Genomic DNA, 22206 nt, shown 5'->3' with positions numbered 1-22206 from the left:
TGCCCGCTCGTCCAAGAGGCCGATCGTCGTGCTGGCATATCTTCTCCGGCGTCTGATCAACGCGATCATCACGCTGCTCGTGGTCACCGCGGTGACCTTCGGCATCTTCTTCCTGGTCCCTAAGGCCACCGGTAGCGACCCGGCGCTTCTCTACATCGGTAAGACGTCCGATGCCGCCTCGGTCGAGGGCATCCGGGTGAAGATGGGTCTCAACGACCCGGTGATCGTCCAGTACGGCAAGTTCCTCAAGGGCCTCGTGGTCGGCCGGGACTATGCCAACGGCCCCGACGTCAACCACTGCCCGGCGCCCTGCCTGGGCTACTCCTTCAAGACCGACCAGGAAGTGACGCCGCTGCTGCTCGGCGACCTCCCGGTCACGCTTTCGCTCGCCCTCGGGGCCGCCGTCCTGTGGTTGATCATGGGTATCTCCACCGGCGTCATCTCGGCCCTCCGAAGAGGCACGATCATCGACCGGACTGTGATGACCGGCGCGCTGGCCGGCGTCTCGCTCCCCATCTACTTCACCGGCCTGCTCAGCTCGGCGATCTTCGTCTACTGGCTCGGCTGGCTTCCCCAGGGGCAGTACGTGCCGTTCACCGAGAATCCCGGCGAGTGGTTCATCCAGTTGCTGCTGCCCTGGATCACGCTGGCGTTCCTGTTCGCGGCGACCTACGCACGGCTCACCCGGGCCAACATGCTGGAGACGCTGGGCGAGGACTACGTGCGCACCGCGCGGGCCAAGGGCCTGCGAGAACGTACGGTCATCGGCAAGCACGCCCTGCGTTCCGGCCTCACCCCGATCGTCACCGTGTTCGGTCTGGACCTCGGCGCGCTGCTCGGCGGCGCCGTTCTGACCGAGACGGTCTTCAACCTCCGCGGCCTCGGCTACCAGGCACTCACCGCCATCCGCGGCAACGACCTGCCGATCATCCTCGGCGTCACGCTGATCGCCGCGGCCTTCATCGTCTTCGCCAACCTGATCGTCGACCTGGTGTACGGCATCATCGACCCGCGCGTCCGGCTGGCCTGAGGGAGAGTCACGTGTCCATCGGCGCCACCAACGCCCGCCCCTTCCTCGAGGTCAAGGACCTCAACGTCCGCTTCGAGACCGACGACGGCATCGTGCAGGCGGTCTCCGACTCGTCGTTCAGCCTGGAACGGGGTCAGACGCTCGGCATCGTCGGCGAGTCCGGCTCCGGCAAGAGCGTCACCTCGCTGGCCGTCCTCGGCCTGCACCGCACCCGGAGCAACGCCAAGGTCTCGGGCGAGATCTGGGTCGACGGCGAGGAGCTCGTCGGCGCCAGCGACGAGCAGGTCCGCCTGCTCCGTGGCGGCAAGATGTCGATGATCTTCCAGGACCCGCTGAGCGCGATGCACCCGTACTTCACGGTCGGGTCGCAGATCGTCGAGGCCTACCGGGTGCACCACCCGAGCGTCAACAAGAAGGTCGCCCGCGAGCGGACGATCGACATGCTCGCCCGGGTCGGCATCCCGCAGCCGGAGCGGCGCTTCAACGACTACGCCCACCAGTTCTCGGGCGGCATGCGGCAGCGCGCGATGATCGCGATGGCCCTGGTCAACGACCCGTCGCTGCTGATCGCCGACGAGCCGACGACGGCTCTCGACGTGACCGTGCAGGCGCAGATCCTCGACCTGATCCGTGACCTGCAGGAGGAGTTCGGCTCCGCGGTCATCATGATCACCCACGACCTGGGCGTGGTGGCCGAGCTGGCCGACGACGTTCTGGTCATGTACGGCGGCAAGGTCATCGAGAAGGGCCCGGCGCTCGAGGTCTTCCAGAACCCGCAGCACCCGTACACCTGGGGTCTGCTCGGTTCGATGCCGCGTCTCGACCGTGACGTCCGCGAGCGGCTCAACCCGGTCAAGGGCTCGCCGCCCAGCCTGATCAACCTGCCGTCCGGGTGTTCGTTCCACCCGCGCTGCCCGTACGCGGGACGCAACGGCAACCGGTCCTTCACCGAGGTTCCCCTGCTGCGCGGCGACGTGCACAAGGTCGCCTGCCACCTGCCGCAGGAGGATCGCACCCGGATCTTCCAGCAGGAAGTACTGCCGAACCTCTGAGCGGAGTTAATTGAGATGAGCGAGAACCTGCTCGAGGTGTCGGGGCTGGAGAAGCACTTCCCGATCACCAAGGGCCTGCTCAAGCGTCAGGTCGGGGCCGTGCGCGCGGTCGACGGCATCGACCTCGAGGTGCGGGCCGGCGAGACCCTGGGTCTGGTCGGCGAGTCCGGCTGCGGCAAGTCGACCGCCGGCCGGCTCTTCACCCGGATCCTCGAACCGACCGGTGGCAAGATCGTCTTCGAGGGCGAGGACATCTCCCACAAGTCGGTCTCCCAGCTGCGCCCGCTCCGGCGCGACGTCCAGATGATCTTCCAGGACCCGTACTCGTCGCTGAACCCGCGGCACACGGTCGGCTCGATCATCGCGGCGCCGCTGCAGATCCAGGGCATCCCCACCCCGCAGGGCCTCAAGAAGGCCGTGCAGGAGCTGCTCGAGCTGGTCGGCCTGAACCCGGAGCACGTCAACCGCTACCCGCACGAGTTCTCGGGCGGTCAGCGGCAGCGCATCGGCATCGCGCGGGCGCTCGCCCTGCGGCCCAAGCTGATCGTCGCCGACGAGCCGGTGTCCGCGCTCGACGTGTCGATCCAGGCCCAGGTCGTCAACCTGCTCGACGATCTGCAGCGCGAGTTCGACCTGACCTACCTGTTCATCGCCCACGACCTCTCGGTGGTGCGGCACATCTCCGACCGGGTCGCGGTGATGTACCTCGGCAAGATCGTGGAGATCGCCGAGCGCAACGACCTCTACAAGAACCCGCGTCACCCGTACACGGTCGCCCTGATGTCGGCCGTGCCGGTGCCCGACCCGGCCCGGCGTGACCGCGCGCAGCGTGACCGCGTGCTGCTCACCGGCGACGTGCCGAGCCCGATCAACCCGCCGTCCGGCTGCCGGTTCCGCACCCGCTGCTGGAAGGCGCAGGACATCTGCGCCACGGAGGAGCCGCCGCTGGTCACCCGGCTCGACGACCCGCAGTCGCACCTCACCGCGTGCCACTTCCCGGTCGTCGACGACGAGGTGGTGGCCGGTCGTCGCCCGGCCGCGACGCCGGCCTGATCCCCGTACGCGAACGGCCGTTCCTCCGGGAGGAGGAACGGCCGTTGTTGCTTGGGGTCAGCGACGCCCGGATTCGCCGGCCCGCCGGGCGTCTGCGCCCGACATCACCGCTGCACCTCGGTGACCAGGCGGCGGAGCCGCTCGAGCCGGTCGAGCTGCTCGGCCCGGGCTGCCCGCGCCGCCTGCACCGCCGGCGCGCCCGAGCCGTACTCGCAGTTGACGACGGTCTCGCCGGACTCGATCGCGTCGGCGCAGAAGTCGTATCCGGCCCCGGCGTCCAGGTTGTCCGTGCCCCCGTCACCCCAGACGGCGTCGTCGCCCGCACCGGCCCGGATCGTGTCGTTGCCCGCGCCGCCGGTCAGGGTCTCGTCTCCGGCGGCCGTGCCGGTCAGCCGGTCGTTGCCGTCGCCGCCCCAGATGTCGGAGATCGACGCCTCGATGGTGTCCTTCTCGCCGGCCGCGCCGTCGTCGCCCTTGACGCCGTCGGCGTCGGCGGTGAGGGCCTTGCCGCGGTTCCAATAGACCACCACGTCCTCGTCGGCGCCGCCGATGAAGGTGTCGGAGTCGGCGCCGACGGGGTCGAGGCCCTGATCGAAGAAGTCGAGGCCGTCGCCGCCGTTCTCGATGTCGTTGCCGGCGTCACCCTTGAGGTGGTCGGTGCCGGGGCCGCCGACGAGCTGGTCGTTCCCGGTGCCGCCGTAGATGTTGTCCTGGCCCGTGAAGCCCTCGAGCCGGTCGTTGCCGGCGTCGCCGTAGATGATGTCCAGGTCGCCGGCCCCGCCCAGCAGCTTGTCGTTGCCGCCGCCGCCGTTCAGCCGGTCGTCCCCGGCGCCGCCGTCCACGGTGTCGGTGCCGTCGTCGCCCTTGAGGACGTCGTTGCCGTCGCCGCCGCGGACGATGTCGTCGCCCGGGCCGCCGTAGAGGACGCCGTCGTTGCCGGTCCCGCCGTCCAGCGTGTCGTTGCCGGTGCTGCCGGAGAGGGCGTCGTTGCCGTCGCCACCGGTCACGGTGTCGGTGCCGGCATCGCCCCGCAGGTGGTCGTTGCCGCCGAGGCCCGACACGATGTCGTTGCCGTCGCCGGCGTAGACGTCGTCCTTCTTCGCCCCGCCGGTGATCTTGTCGTTGCCGGCCCGGGTGCGTGCGGTCATGCCCTGGTTGGACTGGTTGACCACGCTGTCGTTGCCGTCACCGAGGTCGACCCGGATCCAGTTGACGGGGACCTTGGGCGTACAGCGGATCTTGGTGACGTCGCCGCTGACCGCGGCGCAGCCCGCTCCGGCCTTGACGGCGGTGGTGTCGTCGACCGTGATCGTGTTGCCCGACTGGGTGAGGACGACGTTGTTGACCCGGCCCGGGTTGGCCGTGTAGGTGACGACATTCGTCTCGACGACGGACACGATCCCGGTGGTCGCGGCCTCGGCCGGCAGGGCGATCCAGGCGGTGCCCGCGACGGCGGCACCGCCGATCGCGACCGTGGCGACCCGGACTGAGCGCTGACGGAAATTCACGGTCGTTCCTCCCCTAAGGACACGAAGCCTCAGGAGTTTAGGACGGTACGGGGGCGTTCCGCTGCCCCGTACCGTCCTCGCGGATCAGCCTTCCGGACGGTTCAGGAGGCCCACGACGACGGCGTGGATCGCGCCGGCGTCCTTGGGGTCGTGCAGCGGAGCCTTGGCGCCGGTCACCGTGTACCACTCGTCGGCGTCCTTGTACTGCACCCGGACGGCGACGTCGTAACCGTCGACCTCGGTGCGCAGCGTCAGGTCGCCGGTCACCACGCCGACCTCGTCGGTCATGACGCCACCGGGACCGGCCACGATGTCGGTGGCGGGCGGTGCGGGCGCCTCCGTGGGGCTCGCCGGGGACTCGGCGGCGGACTCGGCCGGAGCGGCGCCGGACTCGGCTGCGGCGGACTCGACCGCAGCGGCCTGAGCTGCGGCAGATTCGGCAGGCGGTTCGGCGGCGGGCGGGGTGGTGGCGGGCTCGGTGTCCGCAGGCTCGGTGGCGGCTGCGGGCACGGGCTCGGCGGGGGAGGTGGTCATCAGCACTTCTCCAACATGTCCTCGAGCGCGGTCTTCTCCTTGGTGGTGACCGTCAGCTTCCACTTGGTCTTCACCGCGACCCAGTCTTTCGCATAGTCGCACCAGCTGCCGGTTTCCGTGGGTTTCCAGGTGGACGGGTCCTGGTCGCCCTTCGATCGGTTGGAGGAGGCCGACACGGCGATCAGCTGCGGGTCGTCGAGATCGTTGGCGAAGTCCCCGCGCTTGGCGTCGGTCCATTTCGCGGCGCCCGAACGCCACGCGTTGGCCAGCGGCACCATGTGGTCGATGTCGACCTTGGTCGGCGAGTTGAGCACCTGACCGTCGTAGAGGCTGGTCCAGCTGCCGGCGACGACGTTGCAGCCGGAGTACTTGACGTTCTTGCCGTCGCGCTTGAGCACGGAGTCGCGGACGTCGCAGTTCTCCCCGGTCGTACGCCAGTGCGGGAACCGGTCGCGGCTGTACTTCGCCATCGAGCCGGCCTTGGCGACGGTCAGGGCGTCCAGTTGCTTCTGCGTGGTGGTGACGTCCTGAGTGGAACGCGTGGAGGGCGGCTCGGTGGGCTCCAGGGAGACGCCCTCACACCCGGTCAGGGCGAGCAGGGCGGCGGCGAGGACCAGCGGGATACGAGGGGGCACATGCCCAGAGTAGGAGGGCTACGCCCGTTCTGCCCGAGTCGTGCCCCGTGAGTGGATCATCCCGCGTGCCGCCGCTCGTACGGGAGGCGGCACGCGGGTGAAAACTCAGCGGGCGCGGTTGACCGCGCTGGTGACTGCCTTGATCGAGGCGCTCACGATGTTCTCGTCGATGCCGACGCCCCACACCGCCTGATCGCCGACCTGCACCTCGACGTACGCCGCGGCCTGCGCGTCGCCGCCCGAGGTGAGCGCGTGCTCGTTGTAGTCGAGCACCCGCGCGGTGATCCCCAGCGGCTCGATGGCCTGGGTGAACGCGTCGATCGGGCCGTTGCCGACGCCGACCAGCGGACGCCGCTGACCCCGGTGGAAGATCTCCACGTCGACCTCGACCTTGCCGTCGCGGATCGAGGTGGAGTAGGTCTCGATGGTGAACGCCTTGGACGCCTGGTGCTCGACCAGGTACTCGCCGGCGAAGATGTCCCACATCTCCTGCGGGCTGACCTCGCCGCCCTCGACGTCGGTGTGGTGCTGCACCACTCCGGAGAACTCGATCTGCAGCCGTCGCGGCAGGTCGAGCTTGTGCTCCTCCTTCATGATGTACGCGACGCCGCCCTTGCCGGACTGCGAGTTGACCCGGATGACGGCCTCGTAGTTGCGGCCCAGGTCCTTCGGGTCGATCGGCAGGTAGGGCACACCCCAGGTGAACTTGTCGATGTCGACCCCGGCCGCGTCCGCGTCGGCCTGCAGCGCGGCGAAGCCCTTCTTGATCGCGTCCTGGTGCGAGCCCGAGAACGCGGTGTAGACCAGGTCACCGACGTACGGGTGGCGCTCGTGCACGGGCAGCTGGTTGCAGTACTCGACGGCCCGCTTGATCTCGTCGATGTCCGAGAAATCGATCATCGGGTCGATGCCCTGGGAGAAGATGTTGAGCCCCAGGGTCACCAGGTCGACGTTGCCGGTGCGCTCGCCGTTGCCGAACAGGCAGCCCTCGATGCGGTCGGCCCCGGCCAGCAGGCCCAGCTCGGCCGCGGCGACCGCGGTGCCGCGGTCGTTGTGCGGGTGCAGCGACAGCACGACCGACTCGCGCCGGGGCAGGTTGCGGTGCATCCACTCGATCGAGTCGGCGTAGACGTTGGGGGTGGCCATCTCGACCGTGGCCGGCAGGTTGATGATCAGCGGCCGGTCGGGCGTCGGGTCGATCACGTCGATGACGGCCGAGCAGATCTCGAGCGCGTACTCCAGCTCGGTGCCCGTGTAGGACTCCGGCGAATACTCGTAGAAGATCTCGGTGTCCGGGGTGTGGATCTCGGCGTACTTCTGGCAGAGCCGCGCCCCGGTGGTCGCGATGTCGGTGATGCCGTCCTTGTCGAGGCCGAACACCACCCGGCGCTGCAGCGTGGACGTCGAGTTGTAGAAGTGCACGATCGCGCGCTTGGCGCCGCGGATCGACTCGAACGTGCGGTCGATCAGGTGTTCCCGGCACTGCACCAGGACCTGGATGGTGACGTCGTCGGGGATCAGATCCTGCTCGATGAGCTGACGGACGAAGTCGAAGTCGGTCTGGCTGGCCGCCGGGAAGCCGACCTCGATCTCCTTGTAGCCCATCTGCACCAGCAGCATGAACATGCGCCGCTTGCGCTCGGGGGACATCGGGTCGATCAGGGCCTGGTTGCCGTCGCGCAGGTCGACCGCACACCACCGCGGGGCGGCCTCGACGTGCCGGGCCGGCCACTGCCGGTCGGGCAGGTCGATGGCGAACTGCTTCTGGTACGGGACGTAGCGCTCGAACGGCATCGAGCTGGCGCGCTGGGTCGCGAACGGGCCGGCAGAGTTTGCTACTGAGGCTGAGTCTTCTACAGACATGTGGAACTGCTCCAAGAAAAAGGACGAGGCGAGAAGGCGGCGCGCGTCAACTCCGCGACGAGGTGCCGGCCTGGGATGGGGCCTCGTCGCGGCAGCGAAGAAGAAGGAATGCCTGCCACATGTCGAAATGACCCTACGTGAAGGGTTGGACCGTTGCCAGCCGTACGCCCGGATGGTGGGAAGGGTCAGGCCGAGGGGGCGAGCCCGGACGGCTGAAGCGGCTGGACCGGCTGGACCGGCGGCGCGACCGGGGTGTCCATGCCCATCGGCGGCCCCGCCACCTCGGGTCCGGGCAGCGGCACGGTGGCCGGACCCTCGACCTGGCTGATCACCTTGATCATCCCGAAGCCGACCCGGGCCGCGCTCAGCACCCCGTCCTCGGCGTAGCAGTAGACGCCGATGTCGACCGGGTCGGCCAGCGAGGCCGAGATGGAGTCGATGGAGTAGCAGTTGCCTTTCGCGCCGGCCAGCGGCTGGACCTCGGTGACGGCCAGCGCGGCCTGCCGATCGGTGAAGACACTGAGCCACTGGCGGAACAGGCGCTCGACCTTGGGGTCGTACTCGTCGGGAACCGGCTTGCCCGGCTTGGCGACCTTTACGCAGGTCGAGGCGATCGGGTTGGACTGCGACCCGAGGGTGCACTGGAAGACGCCGGCCGCCGTCGAGGCGATCGTCACGTCGGCCGTGCCGCCGAGCGCGCCGCCGCTGACGTCCACCCGCCAGGTGCCGTCCCGGCCGACGGTGGCCACCACGTTGCGGGGCTGCCCCCGGCCGTCGTCCAGGGAGTAGAGAGCCGCGTACGCCTTGTCCATCGCCAGCGCGGCCCGGGCGGCCAGGCTTTCGCGGGCGTCGGAGGCGGCCGGGCCGGTCGGGGCGCTCGACGAGGGCGGCGCCGCCGCTTCCGGGGCGCCGCCGCAGGCCGCCACGCCCGTCAGGAGAAGGGCGGCGGTGGACAGAAGGATCGAGCGAGGGCGCACCGAGACATTCTCGCCTCCAACGGCCGTATCGCCCTGGCATCGAGCGCGATCGGCTTCGGCGTGTCGCGCGTGTCCGGTCAGCGGCCGGGCCCGTGGCGGCCGGATTCTGGGATCGCCTGTCGGGGCCGGGCCCCACCGCGGCTACTGTGGTGGCGATTGTCCTGACCGGCGTCGCCGGTACGCACAGCCGAAGGATTGGTTTCGCCGTGGCACTGGTGGTGCAGAAATACGGTGGCTCGTCGGTCGCGACCGCCGAGCGCATCAAGCGCGTCGCCGAGCGCATCGTCGCCGCCCGCAAGGCCGGCGACGACGTGGTCGTCGTGGTCTCCGCGATGGGCGACACCACCGATGAGCTGATGGATCTGGCCAACCAGGTCAGCCCGCTGCCGCCCGGCCGCGAACTCGACATGCTGCTCACCTCGGGCGAGCGCATCTCGATGGCCCTGCTCGCGATGGCGATCCACAATCTCGGGTACGAGGCCCGGTCGTACACGGGCTCGCAGGCCGGCGTGCTGACCACCTCGACGCACGGCCGGGCTCGCATCATCGACGTCACGCCGGGCCGGCTGCGCAGCGCGCTCGACGAGGGCGCGATCGCCATCGTGGCCGGCTTCCAGGGCGTCTCGCAGGACACCAAGGACATCACCACGCTCGGCCGCGGCGGCTCCGACACCACGGCCGTGGCCCTGGCCGCCGCCCTGCACGCCGACGTCTGTGAGATCTACACCGACGTCGACGGGGTCTTCACGGCCGACCCGCGGATCGTGCCCGACGCCAAGCACATCAAGCAGATCACGTACGAGGAGATGCTCGAGCTCGCCGCCGGCGGAGCGAAGGTGCTGATGTTGCGATGCGTGGAGTACGCGCGCCGCTTCAAGGTGCCCATCCACGTACGCTCTTCGTATTCACAGAAGCCCGGCACCCTGGTCACCGGATCGATGGAGGACCCTGACGTGGAACAAGCGATGATCACCGGGGTCGCTCACGACCGCAGCGAAGCCAAGATCACCATCGTCGGCGTGCCCGACGAGCCGGGCGCCGCGGGCCGCATCTTCGACACCGTCGCCCAGGCCGAGATCAACATCGACATGATCGTGCAGAACGTGTCGACCGAGGGCACCGGGCGCACCGACATCTCGTTCACGCTGCCCAAGGCCGACGGCCCGACCGCGATGACCGCGCTCGACAAGATCAAAGACCAGATCAAGTTCAAGAGCCTGCTCTTCGACGACCACGTCGGCAAGGTCTCGCTGGTCGGCGCGGGCATGCGCTCGCACCCGGGGGTCGCCGCGTCGTTCTTCGCCTGCATCGGCGAGGCCGGCGTCAACATCGAGATGATCTCCACGTCCGAGATCCGGGTGTCGGTCGTCTGCCGCGACAGCGACCTCGACACCGCGGTCCGTGCCGTGCACGACCAGTTCGAGCTGGGTGGCGGCGACCAAGCGGTGGTTTACGCGGGCACCGGGCGGTAAGCCCACTCATGGCGCAGCCCACGCTCGCCGTCGTCGGGGCCACCGGCTCCGTCGGCACGGTCATGCTCGAGCTGCTGTCCTCGCGGCGCAACGTCTGGGGCGAGATCCGGCTGATCGCGTCCTCGCGGTCGGTCGGCAAGCAGCTGAGCTGCCGGGGCGACCAGCTCACGGTGGCCGAGCTGACCCCCGAGGCGTTCGACGGCGTCGACGTCGCGATGTTCGACGTGCCCGACGAGGTCTCGCTGCAGTGGGCGCCGATCATCGCCGCCCGCGGCGTCACCGTGGTCGACAACTCGGCCGCGTTCCGCATGGACCAGGACGTGCCGCTCGTGGTGCCCGAGGTCAACCCCGAGGCGCTGAGCTACCGTCCGCGCGGCATCATCGCCAACGCCAACTGCACGGTGATGGCCATGATCATGGCGATCGCGCCGCTGCACCGTGAGTACGGCCTGCGCGAGCTCGTGCTGGCGTCGTACCAGGCCGCCTCGGGGGCCGGGCAGATCGGCGTCGACACCCTGCACGACCAGCTCAGCAAGGTGGCCGGCGACCGGCTCCTGGGCTCCCGGCCGGGCAACGTGCGCCAGGCCGTCGGCGACGATCTCGGCCCCTTCCCGGCGCCGCTCGCGCTCAACGTGGTGCCCTGGTCGGGCGCGCTGGAACCGCTCGGCTGGTCGTCCGAGGAGCTCAAGCTGCGCAACGAGTCCCGCAAGATCCTGGCCCTCCCGGCGCTCAAGGTCTCGGCCACCTGCGTCCGGGTCCCGGTGGTCACCGCCCACTCGATCGCCGTCCACGCCGTCTTCGGCTCCGAGGTCACCGCCGAGGGCGCCCGGCAGGAGCTGCGCAACGCGCCCGGCGTGATCCTGGTCGACGACCCCGAGGCCGGCGAGTTCCCGATGCCGATCGACGCGGTCGGCACCGACCCGTTTTGGGTCGGCCGCATCCGCCGGGCGATGGACGACCCCCGCGCGCTCGACCTGTTCGTGACCGGCGACAACATGCGCAAGGGCGCCGCGCTCAACACGGTGCAGATCGCCGAGCTGATCGCCAAAGAACTCACCCGGTGACCGGCGTCGTCGAGGTGGTCGTCACCGCCGCCGATGCCGACTGGCTGGCCGCGTTCACCCGCCGCCTGGTCGACGACCGCCTGGCCGCCTGCGGTCACCAGACCACCGCGATCCGTTCGATCTACCGCTGGGCCGGCGAGGTCCACGACGACAGCGAGGCGCGGGTCGCCCTGCACACCCGGGCCGCCCTGGTCGATCGCATCGTCGAGCGGGCCAACGCCGAGCACCCGTACGACGTACCGTGCGTCCTGGCCCTGCCGGTCTCGGCCGGCAACCCGGCGTACCTGGAATGGGTGCTGGCCGAGACGGCCGACCCCTGACCCGGATGGCACGATCCGTGGGTAAGGCGTCATGGCGCCACAGCGGGCCGGCCGCCACACTCGGGCCATCGGAGAAGGGGCTGGCCCGTTGACTGCGGTCTGCCCGGGTTCAGTGCTCCAGGAGCGACCTACACTGCGCCGGTGGCATCCAACAAGAGGACGTATCGGGTTGTCGATGGTGAACAGATCGAGGGCACCTGGCGGCCGATTTTCATCCGCAACGGTCCGACCTACTTCCTGACCGATCTGCTGATCTTCGCTGACGGAGCGATCAACTGCTGGGACTGGGTCGATCTCGACGGCCTACGGCAGAAGCTGGAATCGGGATGGGTCGCCACACACCTCGAACCTGGCGTGGAAGTCTCGGCTCACGACCTCGCGAACTGGCGCTTCGACGAGCCGCAGATCTGGGTCACAGCCGACGAACTCCTCGGAGAGGTTGCCGACGGGATCGATCAGCTCAACGGCCGGCCCGATTCGACCGGCCGCTGCCTACAGGCCTTGAACCGATACCTCGAGACACGGACGGAAGCCGACCGGCAGCTACTTCGCGCGGCCTACTTGGCCGTTCCCGAACACGTACGGCTCTATGCGCTCGGCGACATGGACGCGAAAGACCAGCCCCTGCGAGTGCTGTGCACACCGATCGGGGAACACACGACTCACGACGAGCTCGTAACCGAAGGGATGCACACTCACGCCCACGAGTATTTCGAGGAACGTCGGAGGTCGGTCGAGGAGTGGCGCGAATCCCGGCCCGCTGACGGCCCGGAGCAGGCACAGGATCCCACGGTCAAGCTGGCATCGATTCCCGGCACGTGGCGAACAGAGCCAGGGATCGAGTGCCTGCGCAACGAGTACCCGACCACGATCTCCATCGGCGGTGACACCTACGCCAGCGCGGTGCACGCCTACTGGGCTCTGGCCGCCACCGACGAGAGCACCCGTGCAGCGATCCACCGCGCCGCGACTGCCCTTGCCGTCGAGCGTGCTGTCGGCCAGGCGCCGCTCCGGCCGGATTGGCCTCACCTTCGCCTGGCCGCTATGCGCGCAGTTCTGCATGCCAAGTTCAGTCAGCACCCGGAACTCGCGGACGTCCTCGTGGCGACCGGCGATGCCCGCATCGAGTACAACATCAGCTCGGCGTACTGGAGCGGTGGCACGAAGGGCCGCAATTGGCTCGGCCGGCTACTGGAACTTGTCCGGTCCGAGATCGCGGCCGAACGAGCGGGCTTCGCCCCGTAGCCGGCCGGCCGAGCGCCAGAAGGCCGGGCCTGCGGGCGCGAAGACCCTCGCCGGGCGCCGTGCTCGACCGAACGCTGAGTCGTCTCCCGAACGGCCGTGGAAACAGTTGAGGGCCGGGCATCGTCTCCGATGCACCGGCCCTCAACTGGCCAAACTCTGGTCGGGGTGGCCGGATTTGAACCGACGGCCTCTTCGTCCCGAACGAAGCGCGCTACCAAGCTGCGCCACACCCCGAGCTGCCTGGAAATACTATCCGACGCCGGGGCGGACGCGAAATCGGTATCCCCAGAAGCGTAAAACCGCAGGTCAGCGCGGTATCAGCGTGAGGACCGAGGCCTCCGGGCGGCAGGCGAAGCGGATCGGGGCGGTGGGGTGGGTGCCCAGGCCGGCCGAGACGTGGAGCCAGGAGTCGGAGGTGGGCCAGCGGTGCAGGCCCTTGGCCATGTGGTGGGGCAGGTCGCAGTTGGTGGTCAGGGCGCCGTAGAACGGGACGCACACCTGGCCGCCGTGGGTGTGGCCGGCCAGCAGGAGCTCGAAGCCGTCGGCGGCCATGGCGTTCAGCACCCGGGAGGCGGGGGTGTGGGTGACGCCCAGGTGCACGTCGGCGGCGGGGGAGACCGGGCCGGCCACGGCGGCGTACTCGTCGCGGTTGATGTGGGGGTCGTCCACGCCGGCCAGCTCGATCGAGCGGCCGCCGGCCTTGAGCACCGTGCGGGCGTTGTTCAGGTCGGCCCAGCCGGCGTCGGTGAGCGCGTGGCGCAGGTCCTCGGCCGGCAGGTCGGCGTCGCCCTGGACGTACTCGCGTTCGGGCATCAGGTAGAGCAGCGGGTTCTTCCAGCGGGGGCCGCGGTAGTCGTTCGAGCCGAACACGAACGCGCCGGGCACCGACAGCAGCGGGTCGAGGGCGCGCAGCACGCCGGGCAGGGACTCCGGGTCGGCCATGTTGTCGCCGGTGACCACGACCAGGTCGGGGTCGACGCCGGCCAGCGCGGCCACCCACGCCTGTTTGCGGCGCTGGTCGGGCATCATGTGCAGGTCCGACAGGTGCAGGATGCGCAGCGGCTCGGCGTCGGGTTCGAGCACCGGCACGTCGAAGCGGCGGAGCGCGAACAGGTTGCGTTCGATCAGCGAGGCGTAGGCGAACGTGGCGGCCCCTGTGGCGAGCACCGCGGAACCGAGGGTGAAAACAGAGCGCTTGCGCATGGGTAGCAAGGGTAGTTTCTCCGTCCATGGGAACGCTGAAGGACCGCCTGAACGATGACCTGCACACGGCGATGAAGAGCCGCGACGAGCTCACCACGGCGACGCTGCGGATGGCGCTGGCCGCCGTGCGCAACGCCGAGGTCGCCGGTTCCGCGGCTCGTGACCTCTCCGACGACGAGGTCCTCGCCGTCCTCAACAAGGAGTCGAAGAAGCGTCGCGAGGCGGCTACGGCGTTCGGCGACGCGGGGCGGACCGAGCAGGCGGCCAAGGAGCGGTCCGAGGGCGAGGTGCTCGAGCGTTACCTGCCGCAGCAGCTCGGCGACGACGAGATCGCCGAGCTGGTGGCCGGGGCGCTCGCGGCGGGTGGCTTCACCGGCAAGGCGCAGATGGGTCCCGCGATGAAGGCCGCGCAGGCCGCGGTCGCGGGCCGGGCCGAGGGTGGCCGGGTCGCCGCCGAGGTGCGCAGGCAGCTCGGCTGAGGGTGCGGGCCGTCGGTCGCCGGCGGCTCCTTTCCCACCCTTTCTCGTACGTGGTGAGCTGTTCAGCCGGGGGCGGGGGTCACCGGGCGATTCGCTCAGGTCGGTGGGTTGCGAGTCGATTGCGGAGATCGACCCCGACACCCCCCGGAAGAAGAACATCGATGACCTGCGTGAACTGCGGCTCGACGGCGATACAGCCGAACGGCTGGTGCAGCGCCTGCGGCCGCCCGGCCTCCCCTTATCCGCCGCCGGACCCGGCCGCCGCGGGGTGGCCCCCGGCCCAGGGCGAGCAGCAGTCATGGCCGCCGGCACCGGCTCAGCAGCAGTCCTGGCCGCCGCCGCAGCAGGGGCAGCAGCCGTCGTGGGCGACCGATGCGACGACGACGTTCGGCGTTCCCGGTCAGGTCCCGTCGAGCGCCCCGCCCGCGAACGCCTATCAGCAGCCGGCCGCCTATCCGCCGCCGATGGACGCCACGGCCGTGCAGGGCTACCCGGCCTACCCGCAAGGCCCGGCCGGGCCCGGCTTCGCGCCCCCGCCCTATCCGAACAGCCCGTACCCCGCCCCGGCGCGGGCCGCGAACACGTTCAGCATCATCGCCTTCGTGCTGGCCGGCCTGGCCGTCCTGATCCTGCCGATCGTGCTCTCCCCGCTGGCCGCGATTTTGGCGTTCGTCGGCATCCGGCGGCACGAGCGCCTCGGCCGGCTGGCCCTGATCCTCGCGGTGGTCGGCGGGCTGGCCGGCGCGTTCCTCGGCATCGTCTTCCGCTCGCTGATCACCGGCTGACCGGCGTACGGGTCGCTGATCACCGGCTGACCGGCGTACGAGACCCGCGTACACAAGCAAAGCGGGGGTGCGGCCACCGGCCGTACCCCCGCGGTCCGGACCTGGAGTAGTCAGAGGGCGAGCTGGGGCCGCACCGGGACAGCCGTGACCGCGGGGCTCGAGCTGCGCCCGGGCAATTGCTGCTGTGGCACCGCGTAGGGACCGAGCATGGATTCGATCGCCGGTGCGATGGCCGGCCGGTCGTTGAGCTGGATGAGCCGCGCGGCGCGGGCCAGGGAGCCGGTCTCCCCGTCGCGGAACCCCTCGCGGTAGCCCTTCTCGTAGCGCTCCCCGCGGCCGAGGGCCCGGCCGAGAGCGAAGCAGGAGGAGCCGGCGAGGGCGAGGAGGAAGAGCAACGCGAAGGGTGTCACCGTTATTTTCCTTCCGGGGTAAATGTCTTAATTAGGCGAAAAGTACCCCTAGAGCATGGCTCATGCGGTAGAGCGGTGATCAAGTACGCCAACGGGTGACTCCCCTTGCGCCTCGGCGAGTCGCGCGGGAATCTCTTCCGGGTCGACCGGCCGGCACAGGTGAAAGCCCTGCCCGTAGCCGCAACCGAGCCCGCGCAACGCGGCCAGTTGCGCGGCGTTCTCGATCCCTTCGGCCACCACTCGCAGACCGAGAATCTGGGCCAGCTGGACGATCGTGCGAACCAGGGCGAGGTCCTCGGCGGTCAGCTCGGCGCGCGCGATGAACGCCCGGTCCACCTTGAGCTCGTCCACCGGCAGCTCGCGCAGGTAGGCCAGCGACGAATAGCCCGTGCCGAAGTCGTCGATCGAGAGCTGGACGCCGAGCTCGCGCAGCACCTGCAACGCCGACCTACCCAGATCCGGCTCGCTGACCAGCACCGATTCGGTCAGCTCGAGGGTGACCGCGCTCGACGGCAGGCCGGCCATGCCCAGCGCCCGCATCACGTTGTCGGCGAAGCGCGGATGCACCAGCTGGTGTCCCGAGACGTTGACGTTGAGTCCCAGCTCGGGGAAGTCCCGCCGCCATCGGGCCACCTGGGCCGCGCTCGTCTCCAGCACCCACTGCCCGATGTCGACAATCAACCCGAACTCCTCGGCGATCGGGATGAAGTCGACCGGCGAGACGAAGCCGCGGGTCGGGCTGTGCCACCGGATCAGCGCCTCGACGCCGGCCGGCCGACCGTCGGCCAGCCGGATCAGCGGCTGGTACTGCAGCCGGAACTCGCCCTCGCGCAACGCCCGCTGCAGATCGCCCCGCAGGCTCAGGTGGTCGAGCGCCTCGGCGTGCATGTAGGGCTGATAGAGCAGCACCCGGCCCGGACCCTCCTTCTTGGCCCGGTACATCGCCACGTCGGCGTTGTGCAGCAGCTCTTCGGATTTCTCGTCGTCCTCGCGCGAGATCGCGATCCCGACGCTGGCGCCGATGAAGACCTCACGCCCGGCCACCCGGAACGGCTCCTTGAGGGTGGCGACGATGCGCGCGCCGACGACCTCGGCCGCCTCGGCCGGGGAGTCGTGCAGCAGCGCCGCGAACTCGTCGCCGCCGAGCCGGGCGGTGGTGTCGCTGGCCCGGACGCAGCCTCGCAGCCGCCGGGCGACGAGCGCGAGCAACTGGTCGCCGGCGTCGTGCCCCAGGCTGTCGTTGACCGCCTTGAACCGGTCGAGGTCGATGAACAGCACGCTCGTGGGGTCGGCCGTCGTGTCGCGGGAGGCCAGCACCCGGTTGAGGATCTTGAGGAACAGCGCGCGGTTGGGCAGTCCGGTGATCAGGTCGTGATGGGCCTCGCGGACCGCCTCGACCGTGCGCGCGTCGGTCAGCGCCAGGCTCACCTGCTGGGCGAAGGCGGCCAGCTGGTCGCGCTGCTCGTTCTGCCCGGACGTCGTCGCGGGCAGCCGGGCGACCAGGCTGCCGGCCATCTCGCCGGTGACCCGTACCGGGGCGGCGATCAGGCAGCCGCCGTTGTCGGGTCGTATCAGCGCGGCCCCGCCGGCCATCGCCGCCCGGGCCAGACTCTCCGGCGGCGCGGCGGCGTCGCCGCAGGTCGAGGCGACCGTCAGCCGCCGGTCCGGTCCGCCCTCGGCGAGCATCAGCGTCACCGTGGCCCCGGCCAGCAGCTCGGCCGCCCCGCCGGTCACCGCGTCGAGGATCTCGGGCAGCGGGCGCCGCGCCGAGATCGCCCGCTGGATGGTCAGCAGCGACTCGACCAGCCGCTGCCGGGTCTGCGCGCTGGTCGCCTGCTGCTCCTTCTCGGTCCGCAGACGGCGTTCCGCGGCGAGCACCCGGATGCTGCGCAGGGCCAGCCCGAGCACCTGGCCCATGCCCTGCAGCATCTGCCGTTCCGAGGGCTCGAACGGCTCGCCCATCCGGGCCACGATGAGCGCGTCGCCGCTCTCCGCGCCGAGCGGGTTGCTGATCGCGTGCATTTCACCGACGTACGGGACGACGAGGATCGGTTGCCCGGCGGCCACCTCGTGCAACGCCGCCTCGGGCACCACCGGCCCGAAGCCGTACGCGCCGGAGATGCGACCCTCGCGCACGACCGCGCCCACCTCGGCCTCGACCATCTCGGTGGCCCGCTCGACCGCGCCCGCGATCGCCGTCGCCTCGTCCTCCGCCGCGTTCACCGCGGTGAAGTACTCCGTGAGCTGATGCGTCGACCACGACTCCATCGGTCAGGCCAGGGCCAGCGTGACGAGGGTCAGCGCGTGGGTGCCGAGCGCGCCACGGACCCGGGCTATCTCGCCGAGCGTGTAGAAGCCGGCGAACGGCGCGTCGCTCAACGCCGTCCGCATCGCCTGGATCTCCTGGTCCAGCCCGCCCTCGACGAGCCCGGCCCAGCGGCCCCCGCAGTCGAAGGCGAGCACGCCGAGCGGCGGCAGCCCGTCGAGCCGGGCGATCGCCTCGGTGCACGACCACGCCGCACCGTCCAGCATCGACTGCCGGTCACCCTCCATCAGCCAGACCAGCGCGCCCTGCGGCACGTCGGCGGTGCCCCAGATCGAGCGGGCCTCGTCGTCACCGGCGTGGATCACCCGGATGTCCTCGCCGCTGCGGCGGGACAGGCCGAGGGGCTGCAGCGCCCGGCCACGGTCGAAGAGGTCCTCGGCCGAGCCCTCCAGCTCGTTGCGGCGCAGCAGCACGTCCAGCGCCGGTTCGCCGTCGAGCTGGTAGATGTGCGGGCCGCTGGCCTTGGTCACCACCATCGGCGGTTCCTTGCGGCGCCAGCCGTGCGCGACCCCGATGCCGATCGGCCCGTCCGAGCCGAGCGCCAGTCCGACGACCGCGCCCGTGAGCACCTCGTCGCCGAGGAACTGGTAGGTCTGCCGGAACCGCCGGTCGTCCGCCGCGAACCCGCCGACCAGCGGGACGCTCGCGCCGATCGACGAGTACGCCCCCCGGACGATCTCGTGCTGCTGCCCCGACAGCCCGTCGGCCAGGAGGACGAGCACCTGATTCTCGTCGTCCAGGCCGTGCAGCGCCTCGGCCGCCGCCGCTCCCGCGGCTCGTGGATCGGACCGGTGGATCTGGGCGGCCCGGACCTGCACCGTGAAGCCGTCGCCGCCGAGGGCCGCTACGGCGATGCCGCCGTCGGTGGTCCCGGCGCTGCCCAGCTCGCCCATGGTGGTGGCGCCGACGATCTCGGCATCCGGCCCGGCTTCCATCCGTACGCCCTTGAGCAGCGCCGGAAGGTCGTGAGCGACCGACGCGAAGACGAAGACGGCCTTGCTCTCTCGCCCGCCGATCGCCTCGGCCGCGGCCTCGGCTCCCGCCTTGCGGGAATCGGGCGCGCTGCTCTGGCCCACGCCGAACCACCGGTGCGGGGTGCTTTGCATGATCCTCTGATCGGCACCGCTTGTCGGTTGCTGAGAGGTTGCTTGTGGGGTGCCGTCCGGTGTCCGCGGGCGGCCTGACAGGCTTTGTCCTTGTGACTGACTCTGACCTTGCGCGGCAGGTCCGCGCCGTGAGCCGGCTGACCGGCGAGTTCACCCTGCGATCGGGCCGCGTCGCGAACGAGTACTTCGACAAGTACCAGTTCGAGGCCGATCCGGAGCTCCTGGACAGGCTGGCCGAGGAGATGGCCGTGCTGATCCCGGAGGGCACCGAGGTGCTGGCCGGCCTGGAGATGGGTGGCATCGCCGTCGTGACCGCGGTCGCCCGGCACGCCAAGCTGCCCACCGCCTTCGTCCGCAAGCAGGCCAAGCAGTACGGCACCGCGCGGCTCGCCGAGGGCGCCGAGGTGGCCGGCCGGCGCGTGCTGGTCGTCGAGGACGTGGTGACCTCGGGTGGACAGGTCGTCATCTCGACCAAGGACCTGCGCAACCTGGGCGCGCACGTGGATCACGCCCTGTGCGTGATCGACCGCCAGGAGGGCGGCGCCCAGGCGCTGTCGGCCGAGGGCATCCAGCTGCGCGCGCTGCTGACCAGGGCCGACCTCGAGGCCGTCGCCTGACCTGTTTACATATGTAACTCAACAACATATGTTGGCTCCGTGAGGGAGCCGACGTACTTCATCCTGGCCGCGCTGCAGGACGAGCCGGGTCACGGTTACGCGATCATGAGCCGGGTGGCCGCCCTGTCCGGCGACCGGGTGCGGCTGGCCACCGGCACGCTCTATCAGGCCCTCGACCGCCTCACCAAAGAGGAGCTGGTCGAGGTCGTCCGCGAAGAGGTGGTCAACGGCCGGGCCCGCCGCCACTACGCGCTGACTCCGGACGGCCGCTCCGCTCTGCGGGCGGAGGCCGCCCGGATGGCCGCCGCGGCGCGCGTCGTGCTCCAGCCGCGGGCCCTCGGGGGCCTGGCATGAGCGAGCGGGTGTACGCGGCTCTGCTGCGCCTCTATCCGGCCGGCCATCCGCGCGACGAGATGCTCGACGTGCTCCTCACGGCCGGCCGGCCGATGGGGCGCGAGCTGCCCGCGCTCGTGCTCGGGGGCCTGCGCGCCCGCGCCGGCGGCGATCAGCCGCTGAGGGTGCGGTGGCTCTACGCGGCCCGGGCGGCCGCGCTCCTGCTGCTGATCTTCAGCGCCGTGAGCACGGGCCGCCAGGTCGCGTCGGGCTGGCTGCCGCTGAGCACGGCGCAGACCCTGGTGTGGGCGGCCGTCGTCCTGGCGGCCGGCGCGATCGTCGCCGGCTGGCGGGTGCCCGCGGCGTTGTCGGCCTTCGCGGCCTTCGTGCTGGCCGCGGCCAACGGGACCGACTGGCGAGCGGTCACCGGCTATTCGCTGGCCGCCGTCCTGCTGCTGCTTCCCGGGCCCCGCACCCCCGTCCGCAATCCGGCGCTGCTGGCACTGCCGCTCCTGCCGATCGACGCCGTGGCGCTCGGCACCCCGGCGCTGTGGTGGGTCGGTCTGGCCGTCCTGCTGTGGGCGGCGGTGGACGAGCGCGTCGCCCTCGCGGTCGGGCTGGCCTTCTGCGCGGCGTTCCTTCAGGCCGTCGCCGACCTGCCCGGCGCCGACGCGCGCGGGGTGTTCCTCCTGGCCGTGACCCGGGTCGGTTTCGTCGCTGTCTTCCTGGTCGTCGGCGGCCTGGTCGCCCGGCGCCGGTTCAGCGTCTGACCGGTCCGCCACCGGGCCGCACGCGGTCCGGCTCCTGAGTCGACAGTCCCCGTACGGTGTGGGGGTGTCGAGGTTCGTACTCATCGGTTTCGGCTTCCGGGCGGCGGCGTTCCACCGCGTATCGGAGGCCCTGCCCGGCGTGCGCTGCGTCGGCGCCGTGGTGCGGGAACCGCGGCGGCGGGCGCTGCCCGTGCCGGCCTACGGTGACCTGACGGAGTGTCTGCGACAGGCTCGGCCGGACTTCGTGGTCACGGCCGTTCCGCGGATGGCCACTCCCGGGGTCGTGGCCGAGGCCGTCGGACTGGGCCTGCCCGTGCTGGCCGAGACGCCGCCGGCCGCGGACCTGGCCGGTCTGCGGGCGCTCTGGGCGACGGCCGGCCGATCGGCCCTGGTGCAGGTGGCCGAGCAGTATCTGCTGATGCCCGCGCACGCCGCCCGGCTCGCCGCCGTGCGGTCCGGCATCATCGGCACGCCCACTCAGGTGCACGTCTCGTCGACGCAGCAGTACCACGCGATGTCGCTGATCCGGGGGCTGCTCGGCGTCGGTCACGACCCGGCCGCCGTCCAGGCCGTGCGGACCGTCGCGCCGCTGCTCGACCCGCTCGACCGGGGCGGGTGGACCGATGACACCGAGCCCAGGCCGGCCACCACGACCATCGCCACGCTCGACTTCGGCGGCGGCCGATCCGCGGTCTACGACTTCACCACCAATCAGACCCGCAACCTGCTGCGCTCGCGGCGGCTCCTGGTCCGGGGCACCCACGGCGAGCTGAACGACGACGAGATCGTGCACCTGCCCGCGCCGCGGACCATCGCCCGCACCGCGCTGACGCGCCGGCAGAGCGGTCACGACCTCGACCTCAACGGCTTCGACACCGAGACGATCACCCTGGGCGGTGAGGTGCTCTACCGCAACCCGTACGCCGGGGCGCGCCTCAACGACGACGAGATCGCCACGGCGACGCTGCTCGACGCGATGGCCGCCTGGGTACGGAACGAGGGTCCACCGCCCTACCCGCTGGCCGAGGGCGCCCAGGACCATCTGCTCGCGCTGGCCGTCGAGGATGCGGCGGCCGGCGGACAAGAGATCACCACGACTGTGCAGGCATGGTCGACGACGGAAGGCGAAGGATGAACGACGACGACCCGGCCGAGCTGCGCGAGCGAGTCGCCATGGGCGACGGGGACGCGACCGGTCAGCTGGTCGAGCTGGCCGGTGAGCGTGGCGATCTCGAGGAGCTGCGGCGGCTGGCCGCGGCCGGCAGCAGCGACGCGGTGGATGTGCTGGTCGAGCTGGCGGCCGAGCGGGACGACCTGGACGAGCTGCGGCGGCTCGCGGCCGCCGGGAGCGGGGACGCCCGGGACGTGCTGACCGAGCTGACCGGGGAATGAGGAAAGGGCGGGACACCCATGTGGGTGTCCCG

23 protein-coding genes and 1 tRNA gene are annotated in these 22206 nt (G+C 70.7%); 14 read left to right on the top strand and 10 right to left on the bottom strand.

What is annotated here, in order from left to right:
* Window positions 1-28: 28 nt before the first annotated feature.
* The 3 genes from HJC40_RS08445 to HJC40_RS08435 are packed head-to-tail and all read left to right on the top strand — an operon-like array spanning window position 29 to window position 3135.
* A complete protein-coding gene (locus tag HJC40_RS08445) occupies window positions 29-1030 on the top strand; it encodes an ABC transporter permease (RefSeq protein WP_249999928.1) in 1002 nt (333 codons plus the stop codon).
* 11 nt (window positions 1031-1041) lie between these two features.
* Window positions 1042-2082, top strand: a complete 1041-nt coding sequence (locus HJC40_RS08440; protein ID WP_249999925.1) for an ABC transporter ATP-binding protein — start codon at window positions 1042-1044, stop codon at window positions 2080-2082.
* 15 nt (window positions 2083-2097) lie between these two features.
* A complete protein-coding gene (locus tag HJC40_RS08435; RefSeq protein WP_249999923.1) occupies window positions 2098-3135 on the top strand; it encodes an ABC transporter ATP-binding protein in 1038 nt (345 codons plus the stop codon).
* A 104-nt stretch (window positions 3136-3239) separates the two neighbouring features.
* Here HJC40_RS08435 and HJC40_RS08430 read toward each other — a convergent pair whose 3' ends face one another.
* The 5 genes from HJC40_RS08430 to HJC40_RS08410 all read right to left on the bottom strand — a co-directional run bounded on the left by HJC40_RS08430 (window position 3240) and on the right by HJC40_RS08410 (window position 8652).
* Window positions 3240-4643: a calcium-binding protein gene (locus HJC40_RS08430; protein WP_249999920.1), complete on the bottom strand. Its 1404-nt coding sequence runs from the start codon at window positions 4641-4643 to the stop codon at window positions 3240-3242.
* Window positions 4644-4727: 84 nt separating this feature from the next.
* A complete protein-coding gene (locus tag HJC40_RS08425; RefSeq protein ID WP_249999918.1) occupies window positions 4728-5177 on the bottom strand; it encodes a hypothetical protein in 450 nt (149 codons plus the stop codon).
* Window positions 5177-5812 carry an HNH endonuclease family protein gene (locus tag HJC40_RS08420; RefSeq protein WP_249999914.1) on the bottom strand — a complete coding sequence of 212 codons (636 nt, stop codon included), beginning with the start codon at window positions 5810-5812 and terminating at the stop codon, window positions 5177-5179. Before HJC40_RS08420 ends, HJC40_RS08425 begins: the two co-directional genes overlap by 1 nt.
* A gap of 105 nt (window positions 5813-5917) precedes the next feature.
* Window positions 5918-7606, bottom strand: a complete 1689-nt coding sequence (gene leuA / locus HJC40_RS08415) for a 2-isopropylmalate synthase (protein ID WP_249999910.1) — start codon at window positions 7604-7606, stop codon at window positions 5918-5920.
* Window positions 7607-7860: 254 nt separating this feature from the next.
* Complete coding sequence (locus HJC40_RS08410) at window positions 7861-8652, bottom strand: hypothetical protein (RefSeq protein WP_249999907.1); 792 nt, start codon at window positions 8650-8652, stop codon at window positions 7861-7863.
* A gap of 206 nt (window positions 8653-8858) precedes the next feature.
* Here HJC40_RS08410 and HJC40_RS08405 point away from each other — a divergent pair, with 206 nt between their 5' ends.
* The 4 genes from HJC40_RS08405 (at window position 8859) to HJC40_RS46075 (ending at window position 12753) form a co-directional block, all read left to right on the top strand.
* A complete protein-coding gene (locus HJC40_RS08405) occupies window positions 8859-10124 on the top strand; it encodes an aspartate kinase (protein WP_249999904.1) in 1266 nt (421 codons plus the stop codon).
* Window positions 10125-10132: 8 nt separating this feature from the next.
* Entirely contained in the window at window positions 10133-11188 is a 1056-nt protein-coding gene (locus tag HJC40_RS08400) for an aspartate-semialdehyde dehydrogenase (RefSeq protein ID WP_249999901.1), read from the top strand.
* Entirely contained in the window at window positions 11185-11508 is a 324-nt protein-coding gene (cutA, locus tag HJC40_RS08395; RefSeq protein WP_249999899.1) for a divalent-cation tolerance protein CutA, read from the top strand. Before HJC40_RS08400 ends, cutA begins: the two co-directional genes overlap by 4 nt.
* A gap of 141 nt (window positions 11509-11649) precedes the next feature.
* Window positions 11650-12753, top strand: coding sequence for an NADAR family protein (locus HJC40_RS46075; RefSeq protein ID WP_249999896.1), 1104 nt, complete (start codon window positions 11650-11652; stop codon window positions 12751-12753).
* A 157-nt stretch (window positions 12754-12910) separates the two neighbouring features.
* Here the strand turns inward: HJC40_RS46075 and HJC40_RS08385 are convergent.
* Together HJC40_RS08385 and HJC40_RS08380 are read right to left on the bottom strand one after the other, a co-directional pair.
* A tRNA-Pro gene (locus HJC40_RS08385) sits at window positions 12911-12987 on the bottom strand.
* 72 nt (window positions 12988-13059) lie between these two features.
* Window positions 13060-13956: a metallophosphoesterase gene (locus HJC40_RS08380; protein ID WP_249999893.1), complete on the bottom strand. Its 897-nt coding sequence runs from the start codon at window positions 13954-13956 to the stop codon at window positions 13060-13062.
* Between the two features lie 26 nt (window positions 13957-13982).
* Between HJC40_RS08380 and HJC40_RS08375 the strand changes: the two genes are divergently transcribed.
* Both HJC40_RS08375 and HJC40_RS08370 read left to right on the top strand, forming a co-directional pair.
* A complete protein-coding gene (locus HJC40_RS08375; RefSeq protein WP_249999891.1) occupies window positions 13983-14435 on the top strand; it encodes a GatB/YqeY domain-containing protein in 453 nt (150 codons plus the stop codon).
* A 161-nt stretch (window positions 14436-14596) separates the two neighbouring features.
* Window positions 14597-15220 (top strand): hypothetical protein, encoded by a 624-nt coding sequence (locus tag HJC40_RS08370; protein ID WP_249999888.1) that lies wholly within the window; start codon window positions 14597-14599, stop codon window positions 15218-15220.
* Between the two features lie 110 nt (window positions 15221-15330).
* Here HJC40_RS08370 and HJC40_RS08365 read toward each other — a convergent pair whose 3' ends face one another.
* Genes HJC40_RS08365 through HJC40_RS08355 form a run of 3 tightly spaced genes read right to left on the bottom strand, consistent with a single transcriptional unit; the run spans window position 15331 to window position 19062 of the window.
* Window positions 15331-15630: a hypothetical protein gene (locus HJC40_RS08365; RefSeq protein ID WP_249999886.1), complete on the bottom strand. Its 300-nt coding sequence runs from the start codon at window positions 15628-15630 to the stop codon at window positions 15331-15333.
* Window positions 15631-15690: 60 nt separating this feature from the next.
* Entirely contained in the window at window positions 15691-17898 is a 2208-nt protein-coding gene (locus HJC40_RS08360) for a bifunctional diguanylate cyclase/phosphodiesterase (protein WP_249999883.1), read from the bottom strand.
* A gap of 3 nt (window positions 17899-17901) precedes the next feature.
* The gene (locus tag HJC40_RS08355) at window positions 17902-19062 is read right to left on the bottom strand and encodes an FIST signal transduction protein (RefSeq protein WP_249999881.1); all 1161 of its coding nucleotides are present in this window, start codon (window positions 19060-19062) and stop codon (window positions 17902-17904) included.
* Between the two features lie 92 nt (window positions 19063-19154).
* Here HJC40_RS08355 and pyrE point away from each other — a divergent pair, with 92 nt between their 5' ends.
* The 5 genes from pyrE (at window position 19155) to HJC40_RS08330 (ending at window position 22174) form a co-directional block, all read left to right on the top strand.
* Window positions 19155-19679: an orotate phosphoribosyltransferase gene (gene pyrE / locus HJC40_RS08350; protein ID WP_249999877.1), complete on the top strand. Its 525-nt coding sequence runs from the start codon at window positions 19155-19157 to the stop codon at window positions 19677-19679.
* 39 nt (window positions 19680-19718) lie between these two features.
* Window positions 19719-20033, top strand: a complete 315-nt coding sequence (locus tag HJC40_RS08345) for a PadR family transcriptional regulator (protein ID WP_249999874.1) — start codon at window positions 19719-19721, stop codon at window positions 20031-20033.
* Complete coding sequence (locus tag HJC40_RS08340; RefSeq protein WP_249999872.1) at window positions 20030-20782, top strand: hypothetical protein; 753 nt, start codon at window positions 20030-20032, stop codon at window positions 20780-20782. The genes HJC40_RS08345 and HJC40_RS08340 overlap by 4 nt, the downstream gene beginning before the upstream one ends.
* Before the next feature lie 64 nt (window positions 20783-20846).
* On the top strand, window positions 20847-21917 hold the full coding sequence (locus HJC40_RS08335) for a Gfo/Idh/MocA family protein (protein ID WP_249999870.1): 1071 nt from the start codon (window positions 20847-20849) through the stop codon (window positions 21915-21917).
* Window positions 21914-22174 carry a hypothetical protein gene (locus tag HJC40_RS08330; protein ID WP_249999868.1) on the top strand — a complete coding sequence of 87 codons (261 nt, stop codon included), beginning with the start codon at window positions 21914-21916 and terminating at the stop codon, window positions 22172-22174. Before HJC40_RS08335 ends, HJC40_RS08330 begins: the two co-directional genes overlap by 4 nt.
* Window positions 22175-22206 lie beyond the last annotated feature (32 nt).

The sequence above is a fragment of the Actinoplanes sp. M2I2 genome (genome assembly GCF_023544445.1).
Taxonomy (GTDB): domain Bacteria; phylum Actinomycetota; class Actinomycetes; order Mycobacteriales; family Micromonosporaceae; genus Actinoplanes.
This window is presented reverse-complemented; position numbering and strand designations above follow the sequence as displayed.